Source organism: Kitasatospora sp. NPDC091257 (assembly GCF_044757675.1).
In the GTDB taxonomy this organism is placed as follows: Bacteria; Actinomycetota; Actinomycetes; order Streptomycetales; family Streptomycetaceae; genus Kitasatospora; species Kitasatospora lactacystinica.
In genome coordinates this window covers 1-5,726 of record NZ_JBIVVI010000561.1, presented here as the reverse complement: position 1 = coordinate 5,726, position 5,726 = coordinate 1, and the positions used below count along the sequence as shown (strand labels likewise).

The 5,726-nt window shown below is 76.6% G+C and carries 4 protein-coding genes; 1 reads left to right on the top strand and 3 read right to left on the bottom strand.

Features of this window, described 5'->3' with window-relative positions; all coding sequences use genetic code 11:
* Nucleotides 1-59 precede the first annotated feature (59 nt).
* Together ACIQOV_RS24315 and ACIQOV_RS24310 are read right to left on the bottom strand one after the other, a co-directional pair.
* Nucleotides 60-1,064 carry a HEAT repeat domain-containing protein gene (locus tag ACIQOV_RS24315; protein WP_401051699.1) on the bottom strand — a complete coding sequence of 335 codons (1,005 nt, stop codon included), beginning with the start codon at nt 1,062-1,064 and terminating at the stop codon, nt 60-62.
* A 3-nt stretch (nt 1,065-1,067) separates the two neighbouring features.
* Nucleotides 1,068-1,739 carry a HEAT repeat domain-containing protein gene (locus tag ACIQOV_RS24310; protein WP_401051696.1) on the bottom strand — a complete coding sequence of 224 codons (672 nt, stop codon included), beginning with the start codon at nt 1,737-1,739 and terminating at the stop codon, nt 1,068-1,070.
* Nucleotides 1,740-1,977: 238 nt separating this feature from the next.
* On the opposite strand from ACIQOV_RS24310, the gene ACIQOV_RS24305 reads away from it, so the two are divergent.
* On the top strand, nt 1,978-2,841 hold the full coding sequence (locus tag ACIQOV_RS24305) for a hypothetical protein (protein WP_401051694.1): 864 nt from the start codon (nt 1,978-1,980) through the stop codon (nt 2,839-2,841).
* Between the two features lie 33 nt (nt 2,842-2,874).
* Here the strand turns inward: ACIQOV_RS24305 and ACIQOV_RS24300 are convergent, their stop codons facing one another.
* Entirely contained in the window at nt 2,875-5,598 is a 2,724-nt protein-coding gene (locus tag ACIQOV_RS24300; RefSeq protein ID WP_401051692.1) for a LuxR C-terminal-related transcriptional regulator, read from the bottom strand.
* Nucleotides 5,599-5,726: the final 128 nt, after the last annotated feature.

Below are 5,726 nucleotides of genomic sequence, written 5' to 3'. Positions count from 1 at the left end.
CCCACCCTCGAACCCCCGGTCACCCCTGCCCCGATCGGATCCCCCGATCGCGGTCGCGACTACCGCGTGTCGCGCAGCTTGAGAATGTACGTCGCGGTCAGCGCGACCGCACGGTCCTCGTCCCGCGTCAGCTCCGCGAGGGCGCGCGACGTCGTGCTCCCCGGGACGTCCGCGAGCGCCTGGGCCAGCCTCCGGCGGGCGTCCGGTCCGACGCCGTCGAGGGCGAGTCGGTCGACCAGCCCGGTGGCGATCCGGTCCGCCAGCGCGGGGTCGTTCGCCAGCGCGCCCAGGGTGTCGGCCGCGTCGGCGTCGTTCGCCGCCTCGACGATCATGTCGATGAGCGTCGGGACCGCGTCGGCGACGCCACGGGCGCCGAGCGCCAGCGCCGCGTACCTGCGGACCACGGCGTCGGGGCCGCCGAGGGCGTCCCGCAGCAGTGCGGTCGCGGTGCCGTCCGGCAGTTCGGCGAGGGACCGTACGGCACGTTCGCGCACCTCGGCCGCGGGCGAGCGCAGGCCCTGCGCGAGCAGGGCCGCCCCGGCGCCGCCGGCCTGTGCCAGCGCCCAGCGGAGGGCCCCGGCGACGTTCGGGTCCGACTCGCCCAGCACGGCCTCGACCAGCGCCTCCACCGGCACCGCGACGTCCTCGCCCGCGGACAGCGCGGCGCGCTGCCGCGCCCCCGGGCTCTTCGACTCCAGGGCCTGGAGCAGCGCGACGACCTGGAGCACCTCCTCCCAGCCGGCCGGTCCCGCGGCGTCGATCCGCCGCAGCCGGGTGAGCAACTCGGTCTCCGCCGCGATGCGTTCGCGTGTGCGGCGGATGAGGTCGGCGACGAGTTCGGCGGGCGCGAAACCGGGGTCGTCGAGGGCCCGCCCGACGTCGCGCAGCGACAGGCCCAGCGACCGCAGGCTCTCGATGTGGAAGATCCGCCGGATGTCCTCGTCGGCGTACCGGCGGTAGCCGGAGCCGGTACGGCCCGTCGGCCGCACCAGTCCGAGCGACTCGTAGTGTCTGAGCATGCGGGCGCTGACCCCGGAGCGCCGTGCCACGTCGCCGATCAACACTGCCTACCGTCCCTCCCGGCGGCCCTCGCCGAGGACCGCCGTGCGCTTCGCCTCCTCGATCGCGAACTCGAATCCGGCGTCCGGGTCGCGCCACAGCCGCTCCGTGGCGAGCGCGTGGGCGCGCACCCGGGGGTCGGGGTCCGCCGTCGCGGCGTCCAGTGCCGGCAGCATCGCCTCCCCGAGCGCGATCAGCGCCCGGCTGAGGCTCAACCGCGTCCCGCGTCCGCCGCGTCCGAGCTGAGCGGCCAAGACTACGGCCAACTCGCGCTCCCCACCGTCGGGCACGAGCACGACCGCGGCCCGCCAGGCACTGCGGGCCACCTCCTCGTCGGCGTCGGCCAGCAGCGCCGGCGTGATCGCCGGCCAGGCCCGCCGGTCCCCGATCTTGGAGAGGGTGTGCAGGGCCTGGCTCCGCGCCTGGGCACCGTCCGCGCGCACCTCGTCGAGCAGCAGCGGGACCGTCACCGCGGCCTCGTGCCGGGTGAGCGCCCAGGTGAGCATCTCGCGCACGGTGAACTCGGGCTCGACCGCGCACCGTTCGACCAGCCCGCCGACGAACCGCGGGTGCGGGTCGCTGCCGACGGCCATCGCCGCCCGCAGCCGGACCGACGAGTCGTCGTGCGCCAGACCCCGCAGGGCCCGCAGGGTGTTCGTGTCCTCTTCCGCCCCGACCATCAGGACCACCTCCTCGGCAGCAGTGAAAGCCTTGTCACCGTGTCAAGGTCAAACGGCCGGGAGGCGGGACGCGCCGCGGGTTCGTCCCCGATCACCCGGGCCGGGTGATCCGGCCCCGGGGCGGCTGCCGACCGGCGGGGTTATTCTGCGGCTGATGGGCGGATCGGAGAGTGCGCGGCGACGACGGCCCGGCGTGGTGGGACGACTGCTGAGGACGCTCCGGGCGGATCCCTCCCACATGCCCGAGCGGCTGGCGGCCTTCGTGGTCGACTACCTGGGCCCCCAGGCGGCCGAGACGGCCGCGGCGCTGCGCGGACCCGGGCAGGCGGGGACGGCCCGGCAGGATCCCACCGAGCAGATCATCGACCGGGGTGTGCGCCGGACCGTGGTGGAGGGTTCCTTCCTCGGGGGCCCGTTCCTGCTCCTGCTCCCGGTCGCGTTCGTCGCCGCGCTGCTCGCCCAGCTGCGCATGGTGCTGGAGCTCGCGGCCCTGGCCGGCCACGACCCCTGTGGCGACGACGCGGCGGCACAGATCCTGGTGGTGCAGGGGGTCCATCCGACGGTGGAGCAGGCGCAGGAGGCCCTGCGGAAGGCGGCGCGGGCCGGAACCGGGGGGCGGGACGAGGCCTCCTGGCCGTCCGTCGTCCGCCGCCAGGCCTATCTGATCGGCCTGTTGACCCCCGAGGACCCGGCGCGTTCGGCCGTGCGCAAGTGGCTCGGCTGGGCCGGCCTGGGCGTGCTGCTCCTCGTCGGGACCGTGGTGCCGTTCGTGTGGGTGCCCGCCTGCGGACAGATGTACTGCCGCGCCACCGGCGAGCTCGCCGACCGGGCCCTCCTCCGGTTCGGGCTGACGGCGTCCGCGGCGGCCCAGGCGAGGAGGACCTCGTCGATCCTGCGTCCGGGCATGCTCCTGGTGGCGCTGCGGACCGTGGTGGCGTGCCTGGCGACCGCGGGCGGGGTGCTGTTCGTGCTGCTCACCGGGGCCCGGGTCGCCGGCCACGCGTGGCTCGCGATGTTCCTCGTGCTGCTCGGGCTGAGTGCGGTGGCCGTCGGCTGGCGCTGGTTCCGTGCCCGGAGGCACCGGCGCACCCGGGCGGGGTAGGCGCGGGCCGGCCGCCGCGGGGGCGGCGCGAGGTCAGAGCAGGTCCAGTGCGCGCGCCCGCCGCACGGCCCGGTTGCGCCCGGTGACGGAGAGCTTCCGGTTGATGCTCTTGAGGTGCGTCTTGACGGTGTTCACCGAGAGGAACAGCCCGGCGGCGATCTCCTCCGTGGACAGCATCTGCGCCGCCAGTCTCAGGACGTCCAGTTCGCGGTCGCTCAGCGGTTCGACCAGGGCGTCGGTCGCGGCGGTGTCCCCGGACGCCCCGGCCGGGAGGCCGGGCAGGAGGTCGGCGGGCAGCCAGCCGTGGGAGTCCGCCAGCTCGGGCCGGGCGTGCAGCAGGTGCCGCAGCCACGGCCCGGCGTCCCGGAACGGCCGGCGCAGCCGCTCCGGCCGGGCGACCGCGAGGGCGCGGGCGAGCAGGCGCTGGGCCGCGGCCTCGTCGCCGAGCGCGAAGGCCGCCTGGGACCGGGCCAGCAGGACCCGTACGGTGATCGCGGGCCCGTGGCCGTCGCGCTCCGGGACCGCCTCCAGGATCCGCAGGGCGCTTCGGTTCTCCCCGGCGGCGAGGTGCGCCCGGGCGGTGGCGACGGCGTGTTCCGGACCGTCCGCGCCACTGCGCTCCAGCGCCTCCAGCGCGGCGGCCGGGTCCCCTTCGGCGAGGTGCCCGGCCGAGACGGCCACGGCCACGGCCTCCCGCACCCAGGGCGGCGGGGGGTCGGTGGCGGGACCGCCGTCCGCGAGCCCGCCGAGGAGGTCGAGGGCCGCGCGGGGGTGGCCCTCGGCCAGCAGCGTCCTCGCCCGGACGATGGCGATTCCCGCGGTGACGGCCGGGTCGTGGTCGGCCGCGGCCGACCGGGCGGCCCGGTCGATCGCCGCCCGCGCGGTCGGCAGGTCGTCGCGGTCGACGGCGAGCGCGGCCAGCACGAGCTGGCCGGCCCCCGTGCGGGATTCCGGGGACAGCCCGGAGCGTTCGGCCTCGGCCCCCGCCTTCCGCAGGTGGGCCTCCGCCGGCCCCGGCCTGCCCCGCAGCACGTCGATCAGGGCGAGTCGGGTGAGCGATTCGTGGCGCGGGCAGGCCGTGGTGGGGTCGTCGGCCGCCGCGGCGGCGGCGGACAGGGCCGCCCCGGCGGCGTCGAGGCTGCCCTTCCAGAGCAGTGCGGATCCGAGGTCGGTCAGCCGGAGCGCGGGAAGTTCCGGGTGCTCGCCCAGCAGACCCGGCGGGACGTCCTCCTCCAGCCGCGCGGCCTGGACGGCGGCGGCCCGGGCCATGTCGGCCGAGCCGAGCAGTCGGCCCGCCAGCACCCGGAGGTGGGCCGCGCTGAGCAGGGCCGTCGGAACGTCCTCGGCATCGCGTTCGGACAGCAGCGTCTCGGCGCGTCGGAGGTGGTCGAGTCCGCGGTCCACGTCGTGGCGGGCGAGGTCGCGGGCCGCCCGGACCAGTTCCGGGGCGGGCCCCCGGGCGTCGGGCGCCATGTCGGCGAACAGGCGGTCGAGCCGGTCCGCGTCGCGGCCGGTGAACAGCCGTCCGATGGCCAGCCGGTCGACGACCTGCGTCGCGGCGAACTCCCAGTCACCGGCCGCGGCGGCGTGCACCAGCCCGTCGGTCAGGTGTCCGGCCGCGGTGAGCCAGCGGGCCGCCCTGCGGTGGAGCGCCCGGTCCAGCCCCGGGCTGCGTGCCGCCAGCTGGACGCGCAGGATCTCGGCGAACAGCGGGTGGCAGCGGTACCAGGAGCGGCCGACGGGTTCGACGAAGGTGTCGGCGCGCGCGAGGTCGGCGAGGATCCGCGCGCCGTCCGTCCGGCCGGTCAGGGCGTCGGCCAGCTCGGGGTGGATCTGGTCCAGGACGCTCGTGCGCAGCAGGAGGTCCTGGGTCTCGGCGGGCTGGGTGTCGAGGACCTCGGCGAGCAGGAAGTCCGCGACCGTGCTGCGGCAGGCCTCGAACTCCTTCAGGTACGCCTCGGGGTCGGCGGCGCCCTGGGCGGCCAGGGCGGACAGTCGCAGACCGGCGGCCCAGCCGCCGGTCCGCTCGGTCAGCGTCCGGACGGTCCCGGCGGAGAGGGCGAGGCCGTGCCGCCGCATCAGCGCGGCGGTCTCCCGCGGGCGGAAGGCCAGGTCGGCGGCCCGGATCTCGGTGGCGCAACCGGAGGCGCGGTAGCGGTGGAGCGGCAGGCGCGGCTCCGTGCGGCCGATCAGGACCAGCCGCAGCCCCTGGCCCGCGTGGCCGAGCAGGAAGTGGAGTCCGGACGCCACCTCGGCGGACGACACGTGGTCGAACTCGTCGAGGACGAGGACCACGGGAGCCTCGCGGCGGCTCAGGTGGGCGGCCAGCCGGGCCAGCAGCGTGTGATCGACCTCGTCGGCCCGGGCGGGGGTGCCGATGTCGTCCGGCAGGGCGACGCCGTGGTGCCGGAGGGCCTCCAGCAGGTAGGCCCAGAAGACCCCCGGCGCGTTGTCCTCCCGTTCCACGGTGAGCCAGACCGCGGAACCGCTCAGCCGCGTCCTGGCCAGCCAGTCGGCGACGAGCAGGGTCTTCCCGGCCCCCGCCGGGGCGTTCACCAGCAGGAGGGACGTCCGGAGACCGTCGCCGAGGCGCTCGGCCAGCCGCGGCCGGTGCACGAAGGTCCCCGGAATCGGGGGGACGGCGAAGCGGGCCGCGAGCACGGGATTGCCGCCGGGTATCCGGGTCGGCCGGGTGGAGCGGTGCCGAGGTGCGTCCGCCGGACGGGCGGGGGAGTCGACGGCTGGGCTGAGGGGCATGGTGCTCACCTCAGGGTGGGGTACGGCGCATGGTGAGCGCGGATCGCTGACAGATCCCATCCTGGCCGACGCCGTCCGACCTGGCAAAGGGGCCTCCCGGCCCACCGGTGGGGGCGTCCGCCCCTTCG

Coding starts and splice junctions, on each gene's coding strand:
- ACIQOV_RS24310 (WP_401051696.1), bottom strand. CDS start 1,739: ATGGTCGGGGCGGAAGAGGACACGAACACCCTGCGGGCCCTGCGGGGT.
- ACIQOV_RS24305 (WP_401051694.1), top strand. CDS start 1,978: ATGCCCGAGCGGCTGGCGGCCTTCGTGGTCGACTACCTGGGCCCCCAG.
- ACIQOV_RS24300 (WP_401051692.1), bottom strand. CDS start 5,598: ATGCCCCTCAGCCCAGCCGTCGACTCCCCCGCCCGTCCGGCGGACGCA.